Annotated in this window: 19 protein-coding genes, 29 tRNA genes and 2 pseudogenes; 8 read left to right on the top strand and 42 right to left on the bottom strand. The window is 42.8% G+C overall.

Going from position 1 to position 21,605, the window contains the following annotated elements; all coding sequences use genetic code 11:
* The first annotated feature begins 332 nt into the window (after window positions 1–332).
* Window positions 333–1,421, top strand: coding sequence for a glycoside hydrolase family 3 protein (locus V7K44_RS10950; RefSeq protein WP_334931288.1), 1,089 nt, complete (start codon window positions 333–335; stop codon window positions 1,419–1,421).
* Window positions 1,422–1,508: 87 nt separating this feature from the next.
* Here V7K44_RS10950 and V7K44_RS10945 read toward each other — a convergent pair.
* The 29 genes from V7K44_RS10945 to V7K44_RS10805 form a co-directional block, all read right to left on the bottom strand.
* A tRNA-Lys gene (locus V7K44_RS10945) sits at window positions 1,509–1,579 on the bottom strand.
* A 153-nt stretch (window positions 1,580–1,732) separates the two neighbouring features.
* Window positions 1,733–1,815, bottom strand: a tRNA-Ser gene (locus V7K44_RS10940).
* A gap of 114 nt (window positions 1,816–1,929) precedes the next feature.
* Window positions 1,930–2,003 (bottom strand) — tRNA-His (locus V7K44_RS10935).
* Between the two features lie 6 nt (window positions 2,004–2,009).
* Window positions 2,010–2,083 (bottom strand) — tRNA-Ala (locus tag V7K44_RS10930).
* Window positions 2,084–2,175: 92 nt separating this feature from the next.
* Complete coding sequence (locus V7K44_RS10925) at window positions 2,176–2,832, bottom strand: group I intron-associated PD-(D/E)XK endonuclease (RefSeq protein WP_334931286.1); 657 nt, start codon at window positions 2,830–2,832, stop codon at window positions 2,176–2,178.
* Window positions 2,833–2,883: 51 nt separating this feature from the next.
* A tRNA-Arg gene (locus V7K44_RS10920) sits at window positions 2,884–2,956 on the bottom strand.
* A 6-nt stretch (window positions 2,957–2,962) separates the two neighbouring features.
* Window positions 2,963–3,035 (bottom strand) — tRNA-Val (locus tag V7K44_RS10915).
* A gap of 5 nt (window positions 3,036–3,040) precedes the next feature.
* Window positions 3,041–3,112, bottom strand: a tRNA-Gly gene (locus V7K44_RS10910).
* A 4-nt stretch (window positions 3,113–3,116) separates the two neighbouring features.
* Window positions 3,117–3,189, bottom strand: a tRNA-Thr gene (locus V7K44_RS10905).
* An 8-nt stretch (window positions 3,190–3,197) separates the two neighbouring features.
* A tRNA-Met gene (locus V7K44_RS10900) sits at window positions 3,198–3,273 on the bottom strand.
* A gap of 11 nt (window positions 3,274–3,284) precedes the next feature.
* Window positions 3,285–3,357 (bottom strand) — tRNA-Leu (locus V7K44_RS10895).
* Window positions 3,358–3,425: 68 nt separating this feature from the next.
* Window positions 3,426–3,502: transfer RNA gene (locus V7K44_RS10890), tRNA-Leu, on the bottom strand.
* 5 nt (window positions 3,503–3,507) lie between these two features.
* Window positions 3,508–3,581, bottom strand: a tRNA-Leu gene (locus tag V7K44_RS10885).
* A 3-nt stretch (window positions 3,582–3,584) separates the two neighbouring features.
* Window positions 3,585–3,657: transfer RNA gene (locus V7K44_RS10880), tRNA-Pro, on the bottom strand.
* Window position 3,658: 1 nt separating this feature from the next.
* Window positions 3,659–3,736, bottom strand: a tRNA-Leu gene (locus V7K44_RS10875).
* Window positions 3,737–3,742: 6 nt separating this feature from the next.
* Window positions 3,743–3,819, bottom strand: a tRNA-Leu gene (locus tag V7K44_RS10870).
* A gap of 6 nt (window positions 3,820–3,825) precedes the next feature.
* A tRNA-Gln gene (locus tag V7K44_RS10865) sits at window positions 3,826–3,901 on the bottom strand.
* Window positions 3,902–3,904: 3 nt separating this feature from the next.
* A tRNA-Gln gene (locus V7K44_RS10860) sits at window positions 3,905–3,977 on the bottom strand.
* A gap of 5 nt (window positions 3,978–3,982) precedes the next feature.
* Window positions 3,983–4,057 (bottom strand) — tRNA-Asn (locus V7K44_RS10855).
* 6 nt (window positions 4,058–4,063) lie between these two features.
* Window positions 4,064–4,137, bottom strand: a tRNA-Phe gene (locus tag V7K44_RS10850).
* A 19-nt stretch (window positions 4,138–4,156) separates the two neighbouring features.
* Window positions 4,157–4,231: transfer RNA gene (locus V7K44_RS10845), tRNA-Arg, on the bottom strand.
* A 4-nt stretch (window positions 4,232–4,235) separates the two neighbouring features.
* Window positions 4,236–4,325: transfer RNA gene (locus V7K44_RS10840), tRNA-Ser, on the bottom strand.
* 4 nt (window positions 4,326–4,329) lie between these two features.
* A tRNA-Tyr gene (locus tag V7K44_RS10835) sits at window positions 4,330–4,412 on the bottom strand.
* Between the two features lie 7 nt (window positions 4,413–4,419).
* A tRNA-Glu gene (locus tag V7K44_RS10830) sits at window positions 4,420–4,490 on the bottom strand.
* Window positions 4,491–4,581: 91 nt separating this feature from the next.
* Window positions 4,582–4,653: transfer RNA gene (locus tag V7K44_RS10825), tRNA-Trp, on the bottom strand.
* A gap of 3 nt (window positions 4,654–4,656) precedes the next feature.
* Window positions 4,657–4,732: transfer RNA gene (locus tag V7K44_RS10820), tRNA-Met, on the bottom strand.
* A 4-nt stretch (window positions 4,733–4,736) separates the two neighbouring features.
* Window positions 4,737–4,810 (bottom strand) — tRNA-Cys (locus V7K44_RS10815).
* A gap of 6 nt (window positions 4,811–4,816) precedes the next feature.
* Window positions 4,817–4,890, bottom strand: a tRNA-Glu gene (locus V7K44_RS10810).
* Between the two features lie 4 nt (window positions 4,891–4,894).
* Window positions 4,895–4,968, bottom strand: a tRNA-Asp gene (locus V7K44_RS10805).
* Window positions 4,969–5,155: 187 nt separating this feature from the next.
* Here V7K44_RS10805 and V7K44_RS10800 point away from each other — a divergent pair.
* Both V7K44_RS10800 and V7K44_RS10795 read left to right on the top strand, forming a co-directional pair.
* Entirely contained in the window at window positions 5,156–5,365 is a 210-nt protein-coding gene (locus tag V7K44_RS10800) for a hypothetical protein (protein ID WP_334931284.1), read from the top strand.
* A gap of 112 nt (window positions 5,366–5,477) precedes the next feature.
* Window positions 5,478–6,323 carry a polysaccharide deacetylase family protein gene (locus V7K44_RS10795; protein ID WP_334931282.1) on the top strand — a complete coding sequence of 282 codons (846 nt, stop codon included), beginning with the start codon at window positions 5,478–5,480 and terminating at the stop codon, window positions 6,321–6,323.
* A gap of 182 nt (window positions 6,324–6,505) precedes the next feature.
* Here the strand turns inward: V7K44_RS10795 and V7K44_RS10790 are convergent, their stop codons facing one another.
* Together V7K44_RS10790 and V7K44_RS10785 are read right to left on the bottom strand one after the other, a co-directional pair.
* A complete protein-coding gene (locus tag V7K44_RS10790) occupies window positions 6,506–6,895 on the bottom strand; it encodes an alr0857 family protein (RefSeq protein WP_289795857.1) in 390 nt (129 codons plus the stop codon).
* 16 nt (window positions 6,896–6,911) lie between these two features.
* Window positions 6,912–7,418 carry an HNH endonuclease gene (locus V7K44_RS10785; protein WP_334931474.1) on the bottom strand — a complete coding sequence of 169 codons (507 nt, stop codon included), beginning with the start codon at window positions 7,416–7,418 and terminating at the stop codon, window positions 6,912–6,914.
* Window positions 7,419–7,855: 437 nt separating this feature from the next.
* Between V7K44_RS10785 and V7K44_RS10780 the strand changes: the two genes are divergently transcribed.
* The 3 genes from V7K44_RS10780 to V7K44_RS10770 all read left to right on the top strand — a co-directional run bounded on the left by V7K44_RS10780 (window position 7,856) and on the right by V7K44_RS10770 (window position 11,667).
* Window positions 7,856–8,191 (top strand): hypothetical protein, encoded by a 336-nt coding sequence (locus tag V7K44_RS10780; protein ID WP_094347436.1) that lies wholly within the window; start codon window positions 7,856–7,858, stop codon window positions 8,189–8,191.
* An 861-nt stretch (window positions 8,192–9,052) separates the two neighbouring features.
* Window positions 9,053–11,077, top strand: a complete 2,025-nt coding sequence (locus V7K44_RS10775; RefSeq protein WP_334931278.1) for a GAF domain-containing sensor histidine kinase — start codon at window positions 9,053–9,055, stop codon at window positions 11,075–11,077.
* Between the two features lie 2 nt (window positions 11,078–11,079).
* A complete protein-coding gene (locus tag V7K44_RS10770) occupies window positions 11,080–11,667 on the top strand; it encodes an SRPBCC family protein (RefSeq protein WP_334931276.1) in 588 nt (195 codons plus the stop codon).
* A 94-nt stretch (window positions 11,668–11,761) separates the two neighbouring features.
* Here the strand turns inward: V7K44_RS10770 and V7K44_RS10765 are convergent.
* Window positions 11,762–11,834 (bottom strand) — tRNA-Glu (locus V7K44_RS10765).
* Window positions 11,835–12,160: 326 nt separating this feature from the next.
* Between V7K44_RS10765 and V7K44_RS10760 the strand changes: the two genes are divergently transcribed.
* Entirely contained in the window at window positions 12,161–14,080 is a 1,920-nt protein-coding gene (locus V7K44_RS10760; RefSeq protein WP_334931274.1) for a cation:proton antiporter, read from the top strand.
* A gap of 84 nt (window positions 14,081–14,164) precedes the next feature.
* Here the strand turns inward: V7K44_RS10760 and V7K44_RS10755 are convergent, their stop codons facing one another.
* Together V7K44_RS10755 and V7K44_RS10750 are read right to left on the bottom strand one after the other, a co-directional pair.
* Window positions 14,165–14,797: a cytochrome b N-terminal domain-containing protein gene (locus tag V7K44_RS10755; protein WP_334931272.1), complete on the bottom strand. Its 633-nt coding sequence runs from the start codon at window positions 14,795–14,797 to the stop codon at window positions 14,165–14,167.
* Between the two features lie 100 nt (window positions 14,798–14,897).
* Window positions 14,898–15,593: an esterase/lipase family protein gene (locus tag V7K44_RS10750; RefSeq protein ID WP_334931270.1), complete on the bottom strand. Its 696-nt coding sequence runs from the start codon at window positions 15,591–15,593 to the stop codon at window positions 14,898–14,900.
* A 619-nt stretch (window positions 15,594–16,212) separates the two neighbouring features.
* On the opposite strand from V7K44_RS10750, the gene V7K44_RS10745 reads away from it, so the two are divergent.
* A complete protein-coding gene (locus tag V7K44_RS10745; protein WP_334931268.1) occupies window positions 16,213–17,715 on the top strand; it encodes a hypothetical protein in 1,503 nt (500 codons plus the stop codon).
* Here the strand turns inward: V7K44_RS10745 and V7K44_RS10740 are convergent.
* The 8 genes and pseudogenes from V7K44_RS10740 to V7K44_RS10705 form a co-directional block, all read right to left on the bottom strand.
* Window positions 17,702–17,827, bottom strand: coding sequence for a hypothetical protein (locus V7K44_RS10740; RefSeq protein ID WP_334931266.1), 126 nt, complete (start codon window positions 17,825–17,827; stop codon window positions 17,702–17,704). The genes V7K44_RS10745 and V7K44_RS10740 overlap by 14 nt on opposite strands.
* Before the next feature lie 253 nt (window positions 17,828–18,080).
* Window positions 18,081–18,425 (bottom strand): cytochrome c6 PetJ, encoded by a 345-nt coding sequence (petJ, locus tag V7K44_RS10735; RefSeq protein WP_099100729.1) that lies wholly within the window; start codon window positions 18,423–18,425, stop codon window positions 18,081–18,083.
* Window positions 18,426–18,669: 244 nt separating this feature from the next.
* Complete coding sequence (gene petE / locus V7K44_RS10730; protein WP_334931264.1) at window positions 18,670–19,089, bottom strand: plastocyanin; 420 nt, start codon at window positions 19,087–19,089, stop codon at window positions 18,670–18,672.
* A gap of 249 nt (window positions 19,090–19,338) precedes the next feature.
* On the bottom strand, window positions 19,339–19,830 hold the full coding sequence (psbV, locus tag V7K44_RS10725) for a photosystem II cytochrome c-550 (RefSeq protein WP_104908421.1): 492 nt from the start codon (window positions 19,828–19,830) through the stop codon (window positions 19,339–19,341).
* A gap of 133 nt (window positions 19,831–19,963) precedes the next feature.
* Window positions 19,964–20,179 (bottom strand): hypothetical protein, encoded by a 216-nt coding sequence (locus V7K44_RS10720; RefSeq protein ID WP_334931262.1) that lies wholly within the window; start codon window positions 20,177–20,179, stop codon window positions 19,964–19,966.
* Window positions 20,180–20,343: 164 nt separating this feature from the next.
* A pseudogene (locus V7K44_RS10715) lies at window positions 20,344–21,197 on the bottom strand (carbohydrate ABC transporter permease).
* Window positions 21,194–21,412: pseudogene (locus V7K44_RS10710) on the bottom strand (sugar ABC transporter permease); the annotation flags it as partial. The pseudogenes V7K44_RS10710 and V7K44_RS10715, both read right to left, overlap by 4 nt.
* Window position 21,413: 1 nt before the next feature.
* A complete protein-coding gene (locus tag V7K44_RS10705) occupies window positions 21,414–21,563 on the bottom strand; it encodes a hypothetical protein (protein ID WP_334931260.1) in 150 nt (49 codons plus the stop codon).
* Window positions 21,564–21,605 lie beyond the last annotated feature (42 nt).

The raw sequence follows: 21,605 nt of genomic DNA, 5'->3' as shown, positions 1-21,605 counted from the left end.
AGGGAATTTTACCTAAGCGCACTTACCCGAACAAATTGTTAATACCATTGTTGGCAATAGGTTTGAGCGAGCATTTCATTTATCTTTACATAGAAGAAATTTAGGCAAACAAAAGTATTTCCTTTGACTGAAAATAGGGTAATCCCAAATGTGGTCTTAAAGTAGTTGATTTATTTACTAATTCGTGTATTTGCTCTAAGGAAATATCTGGAGTATTGCTTAAAGACTACTTGGAAAACTTTCCGCTTCCCATAAGGGTGTAGGATAAAAGTCTATGTCCTCTAGGTTGAACAACCAAGTTGTTTACCGCACAACTTAATAGGTAAAAAATTATGGGTGTATCACAAGAGCTAAAGCGCTTTGGACATCACCTAATTCTAGGTCTTTCTGGCACGACATTAAGCGATGATGATAAACGCGCACTCAATGAATTGAAACCGATTGGGGCGATCTTTTTTGCTAAGAACTTTTTGGATGGCACCCCATATCAGGTTTGGCTGGAAAGCTTCAAGGATTTAAACAGGCAGATACGAGAATACACTGAGCGTGATTCCATGTTCATGACTCTCGATCATGAAGGAGGTCGTGTAATTCGTACACCACCGCCAATTACCCGCTTTCCTCATGCCTTATTGCTGCGATCGCACGCTTGCGAAGTAGCAAAGGCCACATCTGTAGAATTAAAATCACTGGGCATAAATTTATCATGGGCACCTGTAGCAGATATTTTTTCCCATCCCGACAACCCCGTGATTGGGCCTCGCGCCTTTGGTAACACTCCAGAAACTGCTACTCAAGGTGCGCGTGACTACTACCTTGGACTTCGAGATTCAGGAATTTTGGGATGCGCCAAACACTTCCCCGGACATGGAGACACCAGCAAGGATTCTCATATTGAGCTACCAATACTGAATTTAACTCTAGAAGACCTGCGACTTCGAGAACTTATACCCTTCAAAGCCCTAATCGAAGTAAAGATTCCTTTGATTATGACTGTCCATATCTTATTTCCCAAAATAGATCCTGATGTGCCAGGTACGCTTTCTCAGGCTATCCTCAAAACCATACTTAGAGAGGAACTTGGGTTTGAGGGAGTAGTTGTATCTGACGATTTGGATATGAAAGCGATCTCAGATATGTTTATGAAAGCTGGTACTGTGGCGCGGTCATTTAATGCAGGCTGCGATCTGTTTATTGTATCGCGTAATATTAATTCATCATCTATTGAAAGAACTTATCGGATTGCTGAAGATTTTGCTGATTCGCTCAGTAACGGTAGTTTAGATGAAGCAGTCGTAGAAGCAGCCAGAGAAAGAATTGAGAAACTACTGGCAGTAACACCGCAATATTCCATACACGCTTTGGATAAAGATGTATTATTGCAACATGCTCAACTAGCGATCGCTAGTTGCTATTCATAACCCAACGCGCATTGAAGTTGCATATTAGTGATTGCCAAAAGGCTAAGTAAGATTGCAATTTTGAATTTTGAATTTTGAATTTTTTAGTGGGTGGTATAGGGGTCGAACCTATTTCTGCGAGTTAAAAGCTCGCTGCACAGCCGGTATGCCAACCACCCTAGTTAATTTAAGAAATGAGTTGGTGCGATCGGATATTTTTTACATCGCAAGCCTTACACCAACGCTATATATAAATCCACCTGGGAGGTACTGCCCCTCCTGTTTCTGTGTTATCAGCACAGCGCCTCACTTTTCGGCTTCAGGTGGAAAAGAGGAAGATGGAGGAATCGAACCCCTACAGTTGCCCATACTCCAAGGTTCAAGCTTGGTTGCTGTCCATTCAGCAGCATCTTCCATTAACAATTCATAATTTGTAATTGCGTTATGTATTAACTTTCAAAAGTTTATACAAATTGTAAATTCCAACCGATTTTTTATTACGAATTACGAATTAGTAATTATGTTGAGGGGTGCCTAACGGGACTTGAACCCGCTATGACTGGTTCCACAAACCAGCGCCTCGACCACTTTGGCTTCAGACACCAAAAGTGGATACTGGTCGGATTTGAACCGACATCTTTCTGCTTGCAAGGCAGACGCTTTCCCAGTTAAGCTACAGACCCATTAAATCAGTTACCAGTTAACAGTTGGAGCGTTCACATTGGCGTAGCCTGCTATTAGGCATAGCGTACGCTACGCAATCTAAAAACTCAGTTTACTTGCTGCTATAAAGTTTTGCCCAATAACCTCTAGAAGGTTTCTCAATCTCATAAGCCTTACACCATTTTTCTACTGCTTTATCACTTACACCAAAATCTTTAGCTATGTGAGCAGTTGGTTTAGTCCATACTAGCTCGTGCAATTCTTCTTTAGATGGACGTTCAACCTTTCTAGACTTAGGTCTTGCCGAATAACGCCTTTCCATTTTTACTCGGCTTGCTTGACGTTGAAAATCTTTAATATTCCTGTTGAGAACTTTTGATTTAATTTCTAGAAAGTCCTCCCACCAATAAAAAGGATAATTACTATTGGGTAACTCGGTTCTAATTATGATACCTCGGTAATCAAAACTGGGGTAAATAACCCGATCTTTATCTGGCAAGTAAATAGCGTAGTAATCAAAATCATCTTTATGATACTGGCGTTTATGATTTCCATGTTTATCATTCCATGATGTATTAGCGAAAATTCGCCCAATGCTAGAATATTTAACCTGGATTTTCAGAAATTTATTTTCCTTCCATGCTACTAAATCAAATGGCAAGTGTTCGCAAATCAAAGGGGTAAGAATTACATAATCTTTAACAGTCAAATCAGCTATAGTTTTCGCTACAGCTAGGTCTGCTTTTCCTTTTGTATGATGAGTGGTCATTAATTGAACCTAAATCATAAGAATAAATTTATCATGATTTAAGTTCAATTATGCCCTCACCAGGATTCAAACCTGGGACTCTCATCTTAGAAGGATGCGGCTCTATTCGCTGAACTACGAGGGCTTGAGGTAGTCCTGGCAGGAATTGAACCTGCGACATTCTTTTTGTAAGGAAGACACTCTACCAATTGAGTTACAGGACTACGCAAGCGAGTGGAGGGACTTGAACCCACGCACTGAGTATGGCGTACTCAGATGCTACCGATTACATCACACCCGCATCAAGCTGGTAACAGGAATTGAACCTGCAACCTACTGATTACAAGTCAGTTGCTCTGCCAATTGAGCTACACCAGCACTAATTTTGGTGACGGGGGCAGAAGTCGAACCTGCTGATATTCAGGTTATGAGCCTGACGAGCCACCGTTGCTCTATCCCCGCATATTCACCAATACCCCCGACTGGATTTGAACCAGCAACCTCTTCGTTCTAAGCGAAGCGCCTCTTCCGTTGGGCTACAAGGGCAAATGAGTGACAGGGATTGAACCTGCGACCTGGAGTTCCCGAAACTCCTGCGCTACACCCAGATATTTTGGTACTCCCGACAGGATTTGAACCTGCAAAAAACTAGATCCTCGGTCTAGTGCGTCTTCCGTTCCGCCACGAGAGCATTAGTACCCCTGACAGGATTTGAACCTGCAAAATCTGGACTCTGATTCCAGCACGTATTCCAGTTCCGTCACAGGGGTATATCGGGATGGCAGGATTTGAACCTGCGACTCCATGCTCCCAAAGCATGGCTTCTGGCCACTGAATTACATCCCGTTGGTACTCCTGGTGGGAGTCGAACCCACAACGAAACAGATTTTAAGTCTGCCACCTCTTCCAATTGGGCTACAGGAGCAAATTTTGGTACTCTTGGTGGGAATTGAACCCACAACATACCGTTTTTGAGACGGCAGCCTCTTCCAGTTGGGCTACAAGAGCAGAGTTTGGCAGCCCCACCAGGGGTCGAACCTGGAATCTTCGCCTTCAAAGGGCGCTATGTTGCCAATTACACCACAGGGCTTTATTGCCAGGGCAGGGTTTGAACCTGCAACCTCATCGTTCAGAGCGATGCGACTTACCAATTCGTCCACCCGGCAATGAATGGCTGCCTCAGTAGGACTCGAACCTACAACCGCGCGGTTAACAGCCGCTTGCTCTACCATTGAGCTATGAGGCAACGAAGCCCCCCAGGTCGGAATCGAACCGACGACCTCCTGTTTTTCAAACAGGCGCTACTACCAACTGAGCTACCAGGGGATAAGAGAAGAAATGATGACGAGAGCGGAGGGATTTGAACCCTCAAATCTTCAGTTTCGTAGACTGAGATGTTATCCAGTTACACCACACTCTCAAAACGGAGAGAACAGGATTTGAACCTGCGACGGGTATTAGCTACCCGTTTCCTCTTAGCAGGAGGACGCTTTTAGCCACTCAGCCACCTCTCCATAGTGGGTCGAGCAGGATTTGAACCTGCGCGCAAAAAAGAACAGTTTTACAGACTGTCGCCTTCAGCCAGACTCGGCCACCGACCCATAATCATTCCCTCGACGAGAATTGAACTCGCATCTGTGCTTTGAAAGAACACTGACTTAACCATTAGTCCACGAGGGCATAATTGAGTTAATTTTGAATTTTAAATTTTAGATTTTGGATTAAAAAATTTAATCTAAAATTGGCAATCTAAAATCTAAAATTGTCTGACACAGGGACTAGGATTTGAACCCAGAACATCGGATTTGGAGTCACGAGGTGTTGCCGTTACACCATCCCTGCATTTGGTGGCAGCGGCGGGATTTGCACCCGCATATAGCAGGGTATGAACCTGGGGCTTTGCTGGTTAAGCTACACTGCGACAGAGGTCAGAGCGGGATTTGAACCCGCGCTAATCGGTTTTGCAGACCAACGCCTTCAACCACTTGGCTACCTGACCATTTTGGAGTCCCGACGAGATTCGCACTCGCAATCTTCAGCTTGAGAGGCTGACGGCTTAAACTATTCGCCTACAGGACTGCAACCAGGGTGACGGGACTTGAACCCGCAACATTTCCGCAGACAACGGAATGCTCTAGCCAATTGAGCTACACCCCGATTTTTTGGAATTTGTGCCTAAGTTTTGAGGTTTTTAAGCACAAATTTTGTTGGTAAACTTGCCCATTTCTTATTTAGTTTTCAAGGTTCAGAAAATTTACTTTTAACTGTTAGAAACTGTTAGGAAAACAACCGAAACTCTAGGTAGCAAGCCTGTTGTGTATTACGGATGTATTCAGTGGTTTTGATGAGTGCAAAATTAGAACTTTTTTCGTTTATTGCCTCTACTGCCGATGGTTTGCAAGTAGGAGCAGCTTTGCTGACTAAGGACTCTGGTTTGTTTCAACGCCTTGCCTTTAGTTGTATGTATAAGGTAACTTTGACTCTTGGGAAGGTTGTCTTTCGCTTCACTACAAATATACTACAAAATACTACAAGAGGTGTCAAGGGGTTTTAGAAAGTTTTTTTGAAATTGTCTAGAAAAGCTTCTGCACTTAGATATGAACTTGCTAAACCCTGTGAAAAGTCAAACTACAGCTTATGATTGGGTGAGTCTTTAAAAGCCTGACGTGACAGACAACTACCTCAAGCGACAAAAGATAATTAGTATTGTCGCGATCGCCTCTAGTGTTACAGCTTGTAGTATTGCTCCAGGCACCTCCCCACAATCGGGGTTGAACCAGCCACTAAGCAAAATTCATACTGCACTTCAAGATCCAGCAAAGGGCCAAATTAATGCCCAGCTACCGCCATCAGACAAAGTAGAAAACCCTACCTTTACAGTCCCAGCTAAATTTCAGGGAAAATCAGTTTATAAGGCTCAACTCAGCAACAACGAAAAGGTTATTGCTTTAAGCATTGATGATGGTCCCTGGCCAAAGACAACCCTAGAAATGCTGGACATCCTAAAACAAAATGATGTTAAAGCAACATTCTTTTGGGTAGGACAAGCTTTACAAGCAAATCCTGACCTAGCCAAGCGTGAAGTAGCTGAGGGACACGCCATTGGCAACCATACTTGGCATCATTGGTATCGGCGAATGGATGAAGCCACAGCTAAGAGTGAAATCGATCGCACAGCCGACTTGATATACAAAACTACAGGGGTGAAAACTTCTCTGTTTCGTCCTCCTGGAGGCTTTTTAAATAACGGACTAGCCGCTTATGCCAAAAGCCAGAAAGATGCTGTCATTATGTGGTCGCTAACTTCCGCTGATACCGATCCTCACGCCAAACCCCAGGCATTTGTAAATAATGTCCTGAAAGGCGCAAAACCTGGTTTCATTGTTTTAATGCATGATGGTGGTGGCGATCGCCACAGAACTGTAGAAGCTTTGCCAAAAATTATCAGTGGACTCAAACAGCAAGGCTACCGATTTGTGACAATTCCTGAACTATTAAAAATGGCACAATAAAGGGTGAGAAATTCTCCTCACCTGATTTTAGATTTTAAATTTGGGATTTTGGATTGAGTAATCCAAAATCCCAAAATATTTGTTCTCGCATCGTTTCCAAGAGTTACCCCCGAATTTCAACGTGAGAACAAATCTAAAATCCAAAATCCAAAATCCAAAATTGAGTCACCCGACTATTTCGTTTATTCACTCATCACAGAAGCACAAGATTGAGCTTCTTGCCAAAGTTTGTGCAAAAAGAACTCAGCGCGATCGCTCATAGTGGTGACAAACACACCGACAGAATCCTTAGAACTAGCTGATAGCCAAGAACCCCGCAGGGTGACTTCCATATATTCGGCATCGCAGGCACAAAGAGCAATAATTTCTCTGTCATCTCTTTTTACCTCAGACCTCAGTACTTCTACTCCTGGCAAATCAACAGGAAGCAAAAAGGAAGCGGTAGTGGGTTCGATGCACAAACTTTGCCCAACTCGCAGGGCTAAAATCACTCGCTGCGCTACCCATTCTTCTAGCGACAGAGTGACACATTCCAAATCAAAACTGCTTTCAGTGTAAGTTAATTTCAGCATTCCTTATGCTCTCCTGTTATTCCAGGTTTGCTTGCATATCTATCCAAAACTGTTCAGCAAAAGAAATCGCGGGGTGGATTGGCGCTTTTGGTTTGGTACGCAGTTGCATACCAGCTTCAAACAGGGTGCGATCGCCTTTACGGGAGTTACATCTTTCACAAGCTGCGACTACGTTATCCCAAGTGTGAGAACCGCCTTTAGAACGCGGCATCACATGATCTAGCGTTAGATGTTTGGTGCTGCCGCAATATTGGCAACTGTGATGGTCTCGTCGCATTACTTCTCGCCGATTCACTGGCGGAACTTTCCACATCCGCTCATTAGAAGTGATTGTCAAGCGAATATGTTTTGGCACATCAATTACCAAACTGGGTGAGTGAACTTGCCAGCCGCTTTCTGTGGTAAAACCCAGCGGTTGCGCCTTGTTGGTTACTAACAGCACAATCGCCCGCTTGATATTGACCCGACATAGTGGCAAGTAATTTTGAGAAAACACCACCACAGATTGCTCTAACACTTGCATTGCGTTCGCGCCGCGCATGGAAGATATCGTCACAGCTTAACTCCTTATAAAAAAACCCCCGCTTCAAGTTTTCGGTGAAGCGGGGGTTAGAATTGACCGGAAAATTTTCTGGTCTCATATCGGTACAGGATTCCTTCGCCTGTACCCCCCGCTTTTTTGATTTAGTTGTGGTTTTGCAATTAGTGCACTAAAGCCTACATACTTATAATCATCATTACCCTCTGTGATTTGCCCATGATTTCGGCTACCATCGCCCATAAATAAATACTCCACTTCCATAGCAGCTGATTCCCAATTGGTTCGGCAATTGGTAGCGCACAAAATTGAAGTAGAGATGGGGTAAATGGATTTCACAGAAAATTTCACCTATTGAACATTCCTTTAAACATACTACACTTGTATTACTATCCTGTCTATACCTTTAAGGAGAAAAACTGATGCATACGATCGCTCGCACCCCAACCACCGATATGGAAGTTACCAGCATTCGCCTAGAGCGGGAACTCAAAGATAAGCTCAAAGAAATAGCCGGGAATCAGGGATATCAAGCTCTGATCCGAGATATCCTTTGGAATTATGTCCAGCAAAAATCAGGTGAGTGGAAGCCTCGATTTTCGCGATCCGACATTCGAGCTAGCATAGCTGCCACAGCTCAGCAAGAAGAACGCTGTGTGCTTACAGGTCAACTAATTCAACCCCAAGAACCGATGTTGTTAGGACTAACGAGGAATGGCGATATGGTTCCTCTGAGTGTCGAGAGCTTGGCTGGATAAACTTCGTCTATTTTGAAACCTGGTGTAGGGCGGGCCGAAAAGCCCGCCACTACCACCAGGGAGTACAAAATGCTCTTACTACTTTAAAAAATATAGTTCTGAAAATAGATGTGTTTTTTTATACTCAGACAAATGCAGCCTAGTTATTTTTACTAATAACTGGGCTGCATTCACAATTTAGCCAGAACTGCCGCAACCTCTAGTGAGCAAGAATTTATTTAAATTTAAGCTCTACTCCAAATTTCTGCCATAGGTTGGAAACAAGACGCTTACGAACTCGCTACCATACTTACGCTATCAGTGTAGATCGGGTCTGAACACGAGTGCGTTTCGTTGATGCAGCCTCTCCTAGAGAAGAGAAGCTTACACTGCAAGAGCAACCTCTTCTTGCCTCCTTTACTTTTATTGATATTTTACTGAGAGTTACGGAGATTGAGGAGTAGCTTGTTAAACCTACTAGTTTTTTCAAGGAATGTAATAAAGCTTTATAAAGCAAGTTACGTAATTTTACGCGCTCAAAAGGGGAATTTTGCTGTAATTCTAGAGAAATTACGGTTTATGTATACTTACAGACAGGATAAAGTTAGTGCATTATTTCAAAATAGAGCAGTTAAAAATAAGCTAGCTTAAGCATTTATAGGATATCTTGAGTATTCTATTACTTATGTACCAATGTAGCAATTTGCTTGATACAGTGGAAATTTGGCCATCTGAGATAGAAAAGGGCTATAACAGGTGAGAGAAAGTATTCACAAAAAATTTGTCAATTATTCAGGGTGTAGCAACACAACTAACGGTGAAGAATATGCCAAGAGGTTGGGTGCAAGAACAATGGGGTTATTATCCGAGGGCGTGCCAAAAATGAAAAAGCCTTTATCATCGCCGCCACATTACATAGATGACATAGATCGACTACAACCTTACCAAGTCAAGCTGATGCAGCATCAGGAAGAATCTGCCCGCGAGTTGGTACAAAAAATTAACCAAATCATTGCTAATAGCTCTGCTACGGCTTTGATGCTGCAAGAGATTGCCCAATTGCTAGGAGTTGCTTTTCAAGTAGATTGTTGCTGCTTGGTTTCTGTGGCGGATGAGACATCAGACGAAGCAACTACTACTAATTGGTGTGCTGAAGAATATCTGGGGTTGCCACACCCAGAAGAAATGTTTTCGATGGAACAGTTGCTTATGCACTCGCCAGTGCTGCAATGTGCTGCCCAACCATTGACTATTGAAGACATTTCCATCATTCAGAATAGTCTGGTAATTGGGTGTCAATATTTGCCACTACCGATAAAAGCGGTTTTGGCAATTCCCACTCGGTTTGGTGGCAATAATAATGGAGTGATTAATCTGATTAAATTCCAACCTTATGAATGGAGTGAATCAGAAAAACAATTGCTCAAAGAAGTGGAGTCAGCTTGCGCGATCGCTTTTTCTGGAGTAGCACAAGCTCAACAAATTACTCATCAAGAACAGTCCCTGCAAAAAAGCAAGCAGCATCAAAGCTTGATCAAGCAATTAACCTTATTGAGTCGTAGCAACTTGGAGCTAAATCAAATGCTCCAGTTAGTTATCGCCTCGACTGCCGAATCTCTACAGGCAGATCGGGGTTTGCTCATATTACTGAAATATACAGATCCACTATTTAAGACTCAAGCTAAAAAACAAATCCCCAAAGCGAAAGCTACCGTGATTGCTGACTGGGCTAGGGAAACACAAAATTCCGGTGCTAGTCAACTAGACACCTTAGCTAAGTCTTTTTTAGTTTCAGACTGTGGTTTATGCCAGCGTGCCTTCATGGATTCTGGAAAACCAGTAATCTTCGATGACTATACAGACCAAAACGATACCTTGACAGCCGCTCCATTATTTGCAATAGAAGAATTGCCTGCGGTACTTTTAGTGCCATTAGAGAGTCAAGGTAAAATTTTAGGATTCTTGGTGTTACAGCAATCTGTGATTCGTAGTTGGCAACCAGCAGAATTAAATCTTGTGGAAATGGTTTGTGCTCAAGTGAGTAACGCCATAATTCAGTCACAGACATTGCGCCAAGTGCAAACTTTGGTAGATGAGCGGACGGCAAAACTCCAGAGTAGTCTGGAACTCCAAGCGAAATTGCATGAAAGAACACGGCAGTATGTCGAGCAGCTGCGAAAACTTAATGAACTCAAAGATGAATTTTTGAGTAACATGAGCGATCGCCTACGCTACCCCTTGACAAATATGCTGATGTCAATAAAAAACTTGCGTTTGCCAGGAATAGCGCCAGAGCGTCAGAGTAAATATCTGGATATCCTTGAGCAGGAATGTTCAAAGGAAATCAACTTGATTAATGACTTGTTAACACTCCAAAAGCTAGAGTCGCCTCACGAAGCCCCGCAATTAGAATCTATAAATTTAAATACTAGAATTCAGGATATAGCAGCATCTTTTGAGAAAAAACTTGGCGAAAAGGGATTAAAGATTTCTGTAGATTTGCCCGAGGAATCGCTCAAACTGCAAACTGAACTGGAGAGCTTTGACCGTATTTTGCAAGAATTGTTAACGAATGCCTGTAAATACTCAGAGTCTGATACAATCGTCCACCTTGAAGCTGCTCACCGAGTCGAGCAACAAATCGATCAAGTTATCATAAAGGTGACGAATACAGGACGTGCCATCTCTGAAGAAGAAGCAACCTATATCTTTGATAAGTTCCGTCGTGGAAAAGGGCGCTGGACTCCAGGGACTGGCTTAGGACTTGCTTTAGTCAAGTCTTTAGTGCAGCATCTGGATGGAGCGATCGCTGTTGAAAGTCTCCCAATATCGGATTCTGAACAGAGCGAAATTTGCTTCACCTTGACTCTGCCCCAATTTTCTGACGAAAGCAAACCACAATTCTGAAAGTGACTAAAAAACAGAACACAACAGACAACCCTGATTTGCAGTCTCCCACTGATGACAACAATCTAGAAGGGGATTTGCTTGCTCAGGTAGAAGTTCAAATTGAGAAAATAGCAGAGCGACAGCGGCAAATCAGTGCTAAAGTCCAAATTCCCCACCCAGTGGAGCAAATCTGGAAGGTTCTGACAAATTATGAAGCCTTACCAGACTTCCTTCCCAACCTCGCCAAGAGTTGTTTAATCGAGCATCCCGATGGTGGAATTCGACTGGAGCAAGTTGGCTCTCAACGCTTACTTAATTTCAACTTTTGTGCGCGGGTAGTTCTAGATTTGGAAGAATGCTTCCCTAAAGCAATTAATTTCCGCATGGTAGAGGGAGATTTTAAAGGCTTTTCTGGTAGCTGGTGCTTAGAGCCTTATTCTTTCGGTGAGTATCTAGGAACAAACCTGTCCTACACAATTCAAGTTTGGCCTAAACTCACTATGCCAGTGGGAATTATTGAAAATCGCTTGAGCAAAGATTTGCGGTTAAATCTTTTGGCTATTCACCAACGTGTAGAAGAACTAGCCAGCAAAGAACCATATGCATAACAAAAATTAAACCATCATTCAGGTGTATTCCTGGATGATGGTTTTTATTGCTAGATTTCAAACAAAAAAGCTTTTGCTTTTTATTGTTTTTAAGTACCCCCAGGGGAATTCGAATCCCCGTTACCTCCGTGAAAGGGAGGTGTCCTAGGCCTCTAGACGATGGGGGCATCGGACTCAGACCTTTTATAAGTTAACCAATTTCCTTGCCGTTGTCAACAGGTTTTGCCAAAAAAAGTTTGTGGCAGCTAAACTGGGTGGAAGCAAAAGCTTGAAGAGGATACAAAGACATGGAGACAGATAAAAAAGTCTGTAGATGTTTCAGCAAAAAGCCACAGGGCGCTTCAGTGTTGGGCGCTGGAAATTTTTGGGTATACACAGATATAAAAAACGCTGAAGACAGCAAGGAACAAAGGGTATGATGTTGTACCCTGTAGAGTTAATATCTACGGTTTTTTACTAGAGATTTTGAAATAAATCGCTCAAAATCTACAACATGGAAGCATCTTTTGAAATCACCATACAGATGGCGATCGCTGTCTTTGCAGGCATTAGCGCCCAAGTGCTGGCTGCATACCTTCGTGTACCCAGCATCGTCTTGTTATTGCTGTTGGGCATTTTGTTTGGCTCCGATGGCATAGGGCTATTGCATCCCCATTCGCTAGGCACTGGACTGGAAGTTATAGTCGCCCTCGCAACGGCAATCATTTTGTTTGAAGGCGGACTTAATTTGGATCTGCGTGAGTTAGGTAAAGTTTCAGTCAGCCTACAATTGCTCGTTACTCAAGGAACGCTAATCACCCTGCTTGGCGGGAGTATGGCAGCCCACTGGCTGGGTGAATTTCCCTGGAACATAGCTTTTCTGTATGCTTCCATAGTCGTGGTGACAGGCCCAACCGTCGTTGGCCCTTTGCTCAAACAAATCAATGTAGATCGACAAGTGGCAACACTTTTGGAAGGAGAAGGGGTTTTAATTGACCCTGTAGGGGCTATCCTCGCTTTCGTTGTCCTCGATACGATTTTGAACGGCGATGCTGATCCCATGAATGCGATCGTCGGTTTACTTATACGCTTGGCTGTTGGTGCAGCAATTGGTGGTGCTGGCGGTTATCTGATGAGTTTGATTTTCAAACGCGCCAGTTTTCTGTCATTTGAGCTAAAAAACTTAGTGGTGTTGGCGATACTTTGGAGCTTGTTTACCTTATCGCAGATGATCCGCAGTGAATCGGGAGTCATGACAACAGTAGTTGCAGGGGCAGTTTTTGCTAACTCCTCAGTCCCGGAAGAACGTCTGTTACGCAGCTTTAAGGGTCAGTTGACAATTCTCAGCGTTTCGGTGCTATTTATCTTATTAGCTGCTGACCTATCCATTGCCAGTGTGTTTGCTTTGGGTTGGGGTAGTTTATTCACCGTTTTGGTACTAATGTTTGTCGTTCGCCCGATTAATATCCTGTTGTGTACTTGGAACAGTGACCTAAACTGGCGACAGAAACTGTTTTTAAGCTGGGTTGCTCCGAGAGGAATTGTTGCCGCCTCTGTAGCTTCTTTTTTTGCCATTTCGCTGACACAGCGAGGCATTAACGGCGGTGATTCCATCAAAGCTTTAGTATTCCTCACAATTATCATGACTGTTGTCTGCCAAGGGTTAACAGCTGGCTGGGTTGCTAAATGGCTGCAAATCACCTCTAAGGACGTAACTGGGGCAGTGATTGTGGGTTGTAATCCCTTGAGTCTTGTGATTGCCCGCTTCTTTCAAGAACGGGGAGAAAACGTGGTCATGATTGATACTGACCCCGAATGTCTTGTCCAAGCTGAGGCGCAAAATCTGCGGGTAATTGCCAGCAGTGCGTTGGATGCTGCTGTTTTAGAAGAGGCAGGACTTGCCTCTATGGGTACTTTTTTGGCGATGACAAGTAATGGCGAGGTGAATTTTGTTTTGGCTCAACGAGCAGCTGAGGAGTTTAAACCCCCGCGCGTCTTAGCTGTTTTCCCCCGCGATCCGCAAGCGAGTATATCGGCTAGTAATAAAGTTAATCAAGCTTTTATTCCAGACTTAGCGATTAAAACTTGGAATGAGTATTTGAATGATGGGCGAGTCAAATTGGGAACAACTACGCTAGATGACTTGGAGTTTTCAACTCAATGCGATCGCATCCAAGAAAAGATTCGGACTGGGGTGTTGATACCGCTATTGCTAGAACGAGCAGAACGCTTACAGGTAATGCCAGCTAACCAAGATTGGGAAATTGGCGATCGCATTATTTATCTATTGCATGACCCCAGACCTAGCCTTTTAAAACGCTTATCTGGTGCCACCCAATCCACTCCCCTCTCTCTAGAAAAGTTACCAGAGGTTGAAGATTTATCCCTCGCCCAATTATCTCAACTTTCTACTAGTGAGGCTCCTGGGGGATGAAGAGCAGGGGAGCAGAGGAGCAGGGGAGCAGAGGAGCAGTGGAGCAGAGGAGCAGGGGAGGAATTCCTAACTCATGACTCTTTATTAGCCTTGGGAAGGAATAAATTCGCTTTCTGGTTTTGGCGCTTCTTGATACATTTGCCATTCTTGCCAGAGTAAAGCAGACAAATGTACTATGGCGAGAATTAGGGTTGCTACCGAAATCAAATAACTATGTATTGTGTAAAGGTGTTCGACGGTAATTGTGTTAATAGCTCCACCACCAGTCAGGATTTCGCGCAGTTGCCCACCAATCAAAGGAATGGCTTCGATGGTTCCTAGCTCAATGCTAAAACGCCAGTACCCTTCCTGAGTCCAATCTAAAATCATTGCTGTCCAATCCAGCCCGATCGCACTTAGGGTTAACAAAATCACACTAACCCAAGCAGCCAGCCAACTCTTGCGAAATTGCCGACCTAAAAACATCACTACAATTTGAATTAGAGCGATCGCAATTACCGCATTACCAGCAATATCGTGCGCTCTCCAAAACAACCAGCCGTATGGTAGTTGTGTATTAATCATCTTCAATGAGTTATAAGCTCCGCCTGCTGTTGGTTCATAGTAAAAAGACAGCAAAACTCCGGTAGAGATATAAATTAAACACAGAGTCAAAATCACGACTGATAATATCGTCGCTATTCGTCGCAAAATCTGATCGAACTGGGTGCTTTGCATGGCTCACCCCTCCTGTTCTTAACTAAGTATTTATTCTTGTTACGATTTTAGCTAAGAAATTTTAATAAATTTTACTTTTCTTATATAAAAATCAAGTTTTTTAAATCAAATATTGCACCCAAGCTTTTAAGGGTTCTGGTGAGCCATACCAAATTCCAGGACTTCTAGGAGAATGCTTGACACCTTCAATTACCAGATTTTCCGCTCCCTCCAAATGAGCAGCTTCAATGGGCGTAATGCCATCTCCCCATGTGTTACCCTTCCCACAAGTTAATTGGTAACTACTGTAAGCTAACCAACTACCAGGCCGCCTTTTCCCAAAGATAGTTTTGCCAGCCACACAAACGTAACGAACGTTTTTGTAAAAAGCTCCTGGGTAGTTATTGGTGACAAAATCTAGATTGGAACGTGTCCAGCGTTCTTGGCTAATATGGGGTGTACCCAAGGTGACGAAAGTCGTAACCAAGGGATGCCCTTGCCAGAGAAATGGTTTGACATCACCGCGTGCCAAATAGGGCTTTTCTCCCATGTAAATGCGGGATATCCAACCTCCGGCTGAGTGACCAATTAAGTTAATTTGAGTAGCATTATGTTGCTGCAATATATGCTTAATCGTGCGATCGAGTTGTTGCAAAATCAAGGTTACGGGTCTTACTCCTAGAGTGGGGAGCCAGTCACGCCGTCGCAGTGGGACTGTAACAGTAGGAAAATTTAACTGCTGTAGGGATTGTTCTAGTTGGCGATAAGCGATCGCACTTTCTAAATATCCAGGTAAAATAACTGTCGGTAACGGCATTTGAAATTTTAGATGCAATGATTGAGGGTTTGAACTTTTTTGACGAAGAAGTAGTCATATTGATGAGCTAGAATTGCGAGCGTCTGACTCACTCCTTGAAGAAAAAACCAATAGCTTTGGTGGAATTTAAGGCTAGAATGTCAATAAAATTGTACAATTTGCAACAGTTTGAGGGCTGCCGATGTGGTAGTATTTTCAAATAGGGACTAGTCTCGGACAAACACGTGTGTCATCTGTTACAGAAGTGTAGTTGACTGAAAAACAGTTGAAAAACAAGGCAACTTCGGCAGATGTTTTGATCTATTCAAGCTTGTGCGTTTACTTAAACTTTATAAAACTCTCAGATATTAATTTTAATTGTGTGCGTCATAAGAATAAAAAATCAAAAGTAGTAATTTTTCAAATATCTCTTTAGCAAGCTCGAATTTTGAAAATATGATACAGCGTCATTAGATTAATTAAAAACTTGAATGAAATGAAAGGGCAATTTTGGCGTTTTGATTGCCAACTGGGGAAGTTATTATTTCCTTATGAAGAACGCATATCTTGCAAGATATTGCAATGTCGAAAAGAGAAAATCGCTAGTCAACTGCAACCGAGTGAGTGAACGATAACAGCCATGTCTTACGTCTCTCTGCTGAAAAATATACCAGAAATCTTAAGCCAGCCAATTGGGATAGCAGCTATAGCTTCCCTTGGTATCCACGGTGCGATCGCCATGATCGTACCATTGATGCCGATGGAGTCTAACAAGCCCAAAGAAACAGCATCAGCCAAAACAGTCGGACTTTTGGAATTGAGCCAAGCTGACCAAAACCGTTTGCCGCAAAGCACCCCCCAAATTGGTTTACAACAATTACCTCCAGTCGCCCCACTTGCTGCTTCAAACTTTAGTCTCCAACCGGGATTAACCCCATTAGCGCCATCGCCATCCAGCCAGTTGGTATTACCTCCGCTACCCGCATCATCAAATAACTATCGAGTCTCTTCCTTGCCTACAAGGCAATCTTTGCGGATGATTCCTAGTGATAATTTGCGGTTTGATGCTTCTAAATTTGATAGTTCTAAATTTAATACCAGCGCCAGATTCTCTCAACCAGTTCCTCGTGTAAATGTGAATGAGAGTGTTGCCAAATACGAGCCACCTAAGCCGCTAGCTATAAATAGATTGCCAGAATTGCAGTCGCAGCAAATACCTGCTGATATGCTGCGGAATCCCCAGCCTCCAATCTTATCTGACAGTACACCCGTTGCAACGGCACAGGTAAATCCGACTTCGCAGCCAATGACGCAACCAATTCCTAGTGCGTCGTCTACAATTGCTCAAAACCCGCTGATAAATTCTCTAAAACAAGCTCCAAGGAATGGGGATACTTTAATTGGAACTAGGGGAAGCACGCTACAAACAGCTGATTTATCACCGAAGGGAACTCAACAGACAATTGCACAGCTAGACTCTTACGCCAACCTGAGAAAGGAAGTCCAGCAACAATACCCCAACGCTGAACAAAAACCAGTCATCCGTCAAACATTATCCACGAATAAGTCAAATCTTCAAGGTGCTGTTTTGGGAGTATTGGTTGTAGATCCTGATGGTAAAGTCTTAGATATCAAATTTCAAGACAAGTTAATTTCCCCGGAATTGCAATTAAAAGCAAGGCAATACTTCAACAAGCAATCCCCCAAGGGAGATAAACAGATTAGTTCCTATCCATTTAACCTACGTTTCCAAAACAGCACGAGCAATCTTACTGGGACTACTCAAGAGCAAAACCCCTCGTCATTATCTGCACCGGGAATCAATAACAATCAGATTACCCCCTCACCAGCAGCTACTTTTAAACCATTACCTGATTTACAAATCAGAAATAACCCGCCTACGTCCTCACCAACAGGTACTCTCAAACCATTAATTACACCAGCAGCTACTCCCAAACCATTATCTGAACTGCAAATTAAAAATAACCAGTCTACGCCTTCATCGGCAGCTACTACTTCTGAACCTTTATTGTTGCCGAAAATCAATCAGGGTCAGTCTACATCTGCTGCTGAATCAGATAAAAAATTAGTAGAACGGTTACGCGAAGTCAAGGAAAACAGACAAAAGTCTAATCCAGAATAAATAATCGCCCGTTGATGATTTTGGATTCAGGTAGGGGTGATTTATCTAGATGCATTTGCAGCGTCTGATAAAAAAGCCTACCTGAATCATTCTTTTCGACTATTTTTTGCATAAGTCCTATTTAAAATACAATACGTTTGAGTTAAGGGTTATTAGTGTAGTTTCAAGACGCGATTTATCGCGTCTCTACAGGGTTTTGGGTTTAAAATATTGTTTTTTATAGTTGACAAATTAGCGATCGCTAGTTCGTCATACATAATACTTAATTTAGAAATTCTCCAATGTTTTGGGGTGAGCGTCTAGCTTGTCAGTAACTAAATGATAGGCAAACGCTCACACCACAAAAACTATACAATATAGCTACTTTACCAGCCTTGTTCCGCATTTTGAAAAACGTAAGCAGCTACCTCCAGAATCTCTTCAGAACTTAACTTGTCTTTAAAGGCAGGCATAGCATTTTTACCATTTTGCACTTGGTGGATAATCGCCTGGATTGAGTCTTGATTGTAATTTTCTAGGTACTTTGACAATGCTTCCTTTTTCAAGGTTTTCTGGCTGATAAGGATGTTACCGCCACCTATATGGCAAGAAGCGCAGTTAGCCTCGAAAATTTTCGCACCGTTGGATGTTTCCGCAGCTAGTGCTGGACTAATGAATGTGAATTTGAATAGGGCGATCGCGGACAGTAGAATTAATAAAAGTATTCTCAACAGTATTTCCTCGCAACAAGCCTCCAGCAAGAGTATAAACGCGATTAATCCCTGATTAAGTCAAATTTGATCAAAATTGGCGGTAACAAGTTCACTCCTCGAACGCTACAGATTGTTTAGCGTCTTAGGAAAGGATAGAACTCGTTACCGCCATTTCTGCATTTTATGCGTCACTCTAGGAGTGTAGCGTGTGGCGATGAGCTAATTTCACTGAGTAATCATCTCGTGTCAAACGCTGGTGTTTCTAGCTTTGGACAGTGATTGTACCAACCATACCAGCACCACGATGAGGTTCACAGTAGAAGGTGTAGTCACCAGCAGGTGCGTCTGCTGCAAAGGTGGTTGTTTCCTTTTGACCAGGACTCATGAGCAACTTCTTATGAGACAGAGATTTAGCTAAATCGGCACTCTTAGTGGGGTTTTTGGCATTATCAAACACAACATTATGGGGAGGAACTTTATTGTTCACCCATTCAATAGTGTCACCTGGTTTAATTGTCAACTTTTTCGGTTCAAATGCCAGCATTCCTTTATCACTACCCAATTTCACTTTGTAGGTTTCAGCTGAAGCACTGGGAGTAAAAACAGCAAAGCTGCTAACAACTAAAAGGATTGTCAACACAGCTAAACTAAGGCGTCGCCAGCTTGCCGAAATTAATTTCATAGCTCTCTCCTAACAAACAATTTTTTTCCCTTTCTCATTTTAAATAAAATTAACGCCAAAGTATGACAATCTGTCATAGATATATTTTTTTTTAATAATGGAGAGCAATTTATTGCAAAAAGCCGTCCAATTAGTAGTAAGTGGGGAATAGGAAATATGGAATGGGGAATGGGGAATGGAGACTGAATTCTTCCCAATGCCCTATTCCCAATGCCCAATACCCTATTCCCAATGACTCAGTTCCGGGATTTAGTAATAGATTTTTCCGCCTCCCCACTTAGTACCAACGATTTTGGGTTGTAAGAGAATATGACCGGCGATCGCCTCCAAGTCATCATCCGTCAGATTTCGCACTGCTGTGAAAATATCTGCGCTTTTGAGACTGGGGTGTATTTCGGAAATCTCTTCTTCCCCGTCGTAAGTAGTGGGATTTTTGAGGTAATCTACTAAACCTTCAATGTTGTTACGGTTAGGTGTTGCTAGTGCCAAGTCCTCTGGAGTGAGTCCGACGTTTTGATTTGTCTTAGTAACTCCACCAGCATGACATTGGGCGCAAGCGTAATTAAATAAGCGTTTGCCTTCTTTGACTTGTTTAAGGCTGAGTACAACGGTATCACCCTGAGTATTTAATGGCACTGTTCGGGTAGCTTTGTCTAGTTCCACTGCTGTCGCGCTACCGACAATCAACTGAAACGAGAGTAAAACAGTAGCCACAACAACGCCAATTAGTCTTATAAACATGTTTCCCCTTAAAGATTTTGACGCTCAACACAGCTAAGAACGCGATTCTCAATCTCCAAGCTGCTAATTGCTAATGACTCATTGTTTTTTATCATTAGCTATCAGTTATTAGCCAAAGTTCTGAGATAACCCTTCAGGTGACTTCGCGATCGTTCACCAAGTCGTTAGTACCTTTAGGGCATATTTCAGAGGATATTTGGGAAATAATTGCCTTTGCATCTTCTAACGCCAAACGGGTCTTTTGGTGTTTGTAGGCGATTCCCAGTTGGTTGCACAGAGAAAACACTTGTTCTACAGGAATGCTGTAGTCAGCTGCTATCTCTGCGATCGATAGGTCTGCAAAACCCATAATGCTTGTTTACTGATAGATAGAGATTGAGTCGCTGTAATACCAATATCACGTTAGGAGTGCAATTTGTTGCCCAAAATACTGTTTGGGGAATGGGAGGGGAAAGAGAGTAGGGGGAAGTAGGGGAAGCAGGGGAAGAATTTTTAACTTTTGACTAATGCCTATTAACCTTTTCCCCCGGTAAAGGTGACGCTTTGAATAAAGTAACGGTTAAAAAAGGCGTAAATACCTAAAGCGGGCAGAGTGAAGACCATAGAAGCCGCCATAATGTAGTTCTAATAGCTGATGTATTGACCTTTGAAGGTGTTCAGCCCAAGGGGAGGGTAAACATTTCTGGGTCAAATAGGATAACTATAGGCAGTAAAAAATTATTCCAACTCCCCATGAACACAAAAACCGCCTGTGCTGCTAGTGCTGGTTTTGCCAAAGGTAAGACAATGTGTCGAAAAATTCCAAAAGTATTTAAGCCATCGAGTTGAGCTGCTTCTTCTAGTTCTTTAGGAAAATTAACAAAAAACTGCCGCATCATGAAGATAAAAGTGGCATTCACCATGCTATTAACAATCATGCCTTGGTAAGAATTCTAGCCAGCCGTAAGCGTAGCCCGTCGTAGACATCGCTTTCAAAATCAAAAATGTGGGAATCAGGGTGATTTGCGCTGGTAGTGCTAGTACTGCCAAAATTAGGAAAAACCAAAAGCGTTTGCCTACAAAGCGCAGTCTTGCTAAGGCATAACCTGCCATTGAATTTAACAATAAGTTTAAAAGTGTAACGCTGAGAGCGATCGCTACACTGTTAAACAACCAGCGCCAAAACAGCGGTTCTTGGAGAAAGATTTGTCTGTAGTTACCGAGAGTAAAATTTTTGGGGAGAAAGTTGGGTTCACCGCCGACAATCTCTGTTAGCGGTTTAAATGATGCTGAAAGTGCCCAGAGAAAGGGTATTAGGGTAATGATGGCATAGTCAGCAAGACGTATAACAGGGCTTTGAACCAGGATAAGCCAGAGGTGTTAGTCAAATTCGTTTGCCTCCGAAAAGTTGCCCCTGAATCAAAGTGATGGCAACGATCGCTGCTGTTAACAAAAATGCGATCGCAGCTGCATATCCCATTTGTAAATTCCGAAACACAGCTTGATAAATCAACAGCACCACAGTTAAGGTAGCGTTGTTCGGCCCGCCAGTACCGCCAGAAAAGATGTAAGACTGGTCAAAAAGTTGAAAAGTCCCAATCAGGTTATAAGTAGTCGTGGGGTACTCCTGGGCCTCCATGAAGACACAACAGGGGTAACTTGCCAGAATCTTCTTGGTCTGGTTTGACAACGCAATACCATACCTGATGACCACGAAATGAGATAAAACCTTCGAGGGGAGAAGTTGTAGTCATGACACAAAAATTATTTGACATTATAATAGTCAATTATACGTA

Source organism: Nostoc sp. (assembly GCF_036917235.1).
Classification (GTDB): domain Bacteria; phylum Cyanobacteriota; class Cyanobacteriia; order Cyanobacteriales; family Nostocaceae; genus Nostoc.
This window is presented reverse-complemented; position numbering and strand designations above follow the sequence as displayed.